Genomic DNA, 4209 nt, shown 5'->3' with positions numbered 1-4209 from the left:
GTCCCGTATCTTTGGCGGGAATCACCACATCGATCATATTGCGGAAGATGAGCGGCGTGAGCAGGGACAAGCCGGTGGTGAGCAGGATCGTCACCAGCATCCCGCTGATGTGCCACCAATAAGGCTTCGCATAATTCAGAACGCGTAACAATAACTCGCGCGTCACTTTGGGCTTTTCGTCGCCCTGTCGCAGGGACATCCACCAGCCGTAGTGCATGTTTGGTCTCCTCGTTGGGTCGTCCGCTAGTTCTCTAGCCGGACGTCTTCTCAATACATAAAGTCAGCGACACAGCCGGGCGGTTGACCACCGAACTCATAAAACCCGACACTGTACCCTGGTAGACCATCGACTATAAGACTAGAGCACTAAATTGGCAACTGGACGAAGGGGGAGGTTAATAAAACTCTATGGTTGATGTAATTGCAAATCTGGAATGAACTGAAAATCTTTCAGGTTCAGCGTGTATAGCGGAATGTTTTGCGAGAGAGCGGTGGCGGCTATTAAGGCGTCAGGTACACTCAGTCGGTGGCTCAGGGCGAATTCTTCCAACAAGGCAAGGAATCGTTCTGAAGTATCCGCGTCCAGAGGTATCTGATTCAAAAGCGACAGATTCTTCTTAATTTGCCCCAACTCGCGCTTATCCCTTGCGCCAAAATACATTTCACCTGGCGTAATTATAGAGACAGCCAGATTTGGAAGACCAATTTTCTGCAACTCCTGAACAATATCGGAATTGCCTCTATAGAACTCAATGAGGATGTTGGTATCGCAGAGAATCATGCACGATAGGGCCAGGCTTGCTCACGGATGGATTGGAGTGTGATATCTCGACCCGCCCAGAGACCAGCCATTGAAAAGAAATCATTTTCTCCCTCATTTTGCGATCCCTTTTCAACAGATAAATCTCTCTCAGAAACGCTTTCAATGAAATCAAGCGATTTGAGAAAATCTAAAAGCGTTTGTGCTTTTTTTCTGTCTTTGACTCGGATAATGATCTGTTCCATACACAGTCCTTTGGTCAAAGTGATTATACAGTATTTTTAGAGCACAGAATGGACAATGGACTTCGGAGGGAGTAGCCGATTAGCTCTGGACAGGAGATGGACGCATTCTGAGTCCGCTACTTGAGAACTTCCCGCAACTGTAGGTCAGAGAACACGACACCCAGCGTGGATTTCTCCGTGGGAGCGACGGCCACATATAACTTTCCGCGGCGGTATTTGCCATCTTTGAACGAGGTGGCCAGGATGCCGTTGAGATAGACGCTGAAGCGTTCGCCGTGACAGATCACCCGCAGACGGTTGGTCACGTGGAAGCCATCCCGCAAGGCGGCGTGGAACGTCCACGGCAGGAGCGTTTCCCAAACGATCTCGTTCTTGTCGTTCTTCACGTAATAGGCGACGGTATACGACCGTTGCGCAGAGATGAAGACCACGTACCCACCCTCTTCATGCAAGTAGCGCGGATAAAACCCGGCGCGGATGATCTCGCGTTCGCCCGCGGTGAAGGTGATGTTGATCCCCACGTCGAAGTCATCCAGGATACCCGAACTGCGCAAGACATAAAAGGTGTTGCCATTCGGCCGGTACATGCCGCGTAATTCGGAGGGCTGCCCCTGGTGGAAAGTCAGCATTTCCTCGTTCATCACTTCCCAGCCGGGCATGTCTTTGTTGCTGAAATCCGCGCCGAGGAGCAGATCGCCCATATCCGGTTCGGGCGTGAGGGTCTTGGGCACGCGGAAGGTGGTGCCGCAGAACTCACAAGTCACCAGGTCTGACTGGAGAGCATGCTTGGGAAGGTTGGCTCCACAGTTGGGGCAATTGAGGGGATTCATAAATGGATTTTATATCAGATTGATGAAGCGGACAACGTGGAAGTATTATTTTAGGTGATAGATTTATCTCAGGTGCAGCTCTTTCGATTTGGCTAAAGGGAAAATGAAAGTCTGATCGAGAAAAGGGCTGATCCTCGGACAGCAGTTCAGACATTAATATTGCAACCAACTCATTAATATGCTATTCTCTAAGAACTTCATAACTTAACAGAGAACGTCTATTTCTTTGGGCAATCTTAAGGTAAGCAAAATGAACCTCAAAGTGCAGAACCGCTTCCTACTTTATGAAAGAATATCAACAGCTATTGCCTTGATAGCACTGATAATATTCCTTGCAAGCCCAACATCCATCCACGGCCGCTCTGGTCAATCGCTAATAACAAGATTAGCCATCAATATCACAATATTGTTGTTTGCGTCCGCAACGGCTTTATTCTTACACAATCGGCGACTGAAATCAAGTCAGCCAATCCCTGATCAATCCACAAGTCTCGAAGAAGCTTTCCAATTAATCACTCCTATTCAAAATCAAGTTTTGCATCGCGTGATGCAGGTATTCCCCTGGATCCTCATTGCCATCGTACTGTTGGGAATTACTGAGGTCACCCATTTCCCACTTCTTCCAAGAATAAGCCAGAACCACTATTTTGGCATCCTGGCAGTAGCTGTAAGTCTTTTGGCTTTTCAAGGACTGCTTAAAGAAACACCACAAACTTTCCACACACTTTGGAACAGAACAATTATCAGCCTGCCTGCAAAGAAATTCTCTGAAGATTCCGCCCAACTTGATGGACGCTATAAAGTCTTTCTAGACAACTTTTCAAAAACGATGAACAGTTCTCGCCAACTGTTTGCAGGTGTGATTTGCGGTTCATTAGGATCATTTTGGCTGATCGATTCAGCCCTATTCTGGTTCGTGCGTTCCATCAATGAAGTGGACCCCTTACAGTCTCGCTGGTATCAATTCTTAGCGCTAAGCGACCTCCTACTCTGGATATTCACTTTCATGATTGGGTATGTAGTTGGGCTTATGATCTGGCGCATGATCGTGATTGGGCTGACTGTACACAAACTTGGCCGGGAATTTGATCTAACGCTCCAACGCGGTCATCCAGATGGATGCGAAGGGCTCGCTCCACTGGGCAGCTTGTGTCTATGGAATGCAATAATTATCAGCCCGGCCGGTATTTACTTAAGTGCACGACTTGTCTTGGTGGACTATTTCCAGGAATATTTGTACTTCCTCCTGATCGTGATCCTCGCAATTGCGGGCATAAGCTTCTTCGGTCCTTTGTGGAATATTCATAAGATCATGGTGGCAAAACGGGATGAACTAAATCAACAACTAAATCAATTGAGTCAAAGTATCAATCTGCTGTCACGCAAGCTCTTGGATAAGGGTAGCGACCTTAAACCATCAGAAACCGAGAATATTGAAAAAAAACTGGATGGTTTGCGCAAGATCTACAAAGACAATCAAATCATACCGGTATGGCCCTTCAATACTGGCACCTTGGCCAGATTTATCACATCCCAAACAGTTCCCATACTAAGCCTCATAGGTTTGGGACAACCGATCGTAGAAATTATTGGTAGCCTTATGAAATTCATTGCAGGCTTAGGCAGTGGCGGTAACTAATTCATACAATGGCTAAGCAGCTATTCCCTTTTCGCTGAGTTTGTCCATCAACATAAATGTTCAAAATAACATCCTCCTGGCAATCCTCCTTCCCCAGCGCGCACGCAGGGATTCTGGTCATGCGGAACGCGTCCAACCCGGCGCATCACCTCGAGCTCGAAAGGCTTAAGGCAGAACTGGAAGAGCAACTGCGCGTGCAATTTGCGGGGCAGGATCGCGCCACCATTGCGAGCCATCCGGTTTTGAAAGTCTATGGGGAATATTACAAGCGTTTCAAAAAAACTTACCATGTCCAACTGCAATTGGAGTCCATTGTTCTGAAAGGCAAGTCCATCCCAACCGTGGCGTCGTTGGTCGAGTGCATGTTCATGGCCGAGGTGAAAAACATGTTGCTCACGGCGGGTCACGACCTGGATAAACTGCACCTGCCGCTGACGCTCGACGTCACGCAAGGGACCGAGACGTATACGGTGATGCGCGGCGAGATGCAGTCCGTCAAACCCGGCGATATGATGATCAGCGATCAGGCCGGCATCATCTCCGACATCATCTACGGCCCCAACCAGCGGACGCAGATCACAGCAGAGACGCGCAATGTGGTGTTCACCGTCTATGCCCCGGTGGGGATCGAGCGCGCAACCATCGTGCGACACCTGGAAGATATGCGCGACTATGTGCGGGTCATTGCGCCAGAGGCACAAGTCGAATTGCTGCATGTGTACGGGGAATAAAGGA

The 4209-nt window shown here is 48.6% G+C and carries 5 protein-coding genes and 1 pseudogene; 2 read left to right on the top strand and 4 right to left on the bottom strand.

Annotation, left to right across the window (positions count from 1 at the left end):
- From AC14M5_RS10460 to AC14M5_RS10445, 4 genes and pseudogenes are all read right to left on the bottom strand, one after another.
- Nucleotides 1-217, bottom strand: a pseudogene (locus AC14M5_RS10460) (ABC transporter ATP-binding protein); the annotation flags it as partial.
- 189 nt (nucleotides 218-406) lie between these two features.
- Entirely contained in the window at nucleotides 407-781 is a 375-nt protein-coding gene (locus tag AC14M5_RS10455) for a PIN domain-containing protein (RefSeq protein ID WP_484029606.1), read from the bottom strand.
- Nucleotides 778-1005: a hypothetical protein gene (locus AC14M5_RS10450; protein WP_484029605.1), complete on the bottom strand. Its 228-nt coding sequence runs from the start codon at nucleotides 1003-1005 to the stop codon at nucleotides 778-780. The genes AC14M5_RS10455 and AC14M5_RS10450 overlap by 4 nt, the downstream gene beginning before the upstream one ends.
- 116 nt (nucleotides 1006-1121) lie before the next feature.
- Nucleotides 1122-1835, bottom strand: a complete 714-nt coding sequence (locus tag AC14M5_RS10445) for a hypothetical protein (protein WP_484029604.1) — start codon at nucleotides 1833-1835, stop codon at nucleotides 1122-1124.
- A 250-nt stretch (nucleotides 1836-2085) separates the two neighbouring features.
- Here AC14M5_RS10445 and AC14M5_RS10440 point away from each other — a divergent pair, with 250 nt between their 5' ends.
- Both AC14M5_RS10440 and AC14M5_RS10435 read left to right on the top strand, forming a co-directional pair.
- Nucleotides 2086-3474 (top strand): hypothetical protein, encoded by a 1389-nt coding sequence (locus AC14M5_RS10440; protein ID WP_484029603.1) that lies wholly within the window; start codon nucleotides 2086-2088, stop codon nucleotides 3472-3474.
- Between the two features lie 119 nt (nucleotides 3475-3593).
- Complete coding sequence (locus tag AC14M5_RS10435; protein ID WP_484029602.1) at nucleotides 3594-4205, top strand: phenylalanine--tRNA ligase beta subunit-related protein; 612 nt, start codon at nucleotides 3594-3596, stop codon at nucleotides 4203-4205.
- The last annotated feature ends 4 nt before the right edge of the window (nucleotides 4206-4209 follow it).

This window comes from Candidatus Villigracilis sp. (assembly GCF_057083605.1).
Note: the sequence above shows the minus strand (reverse complement) of the source record. Positions and strands in the feature narration are given on the sequence as shown.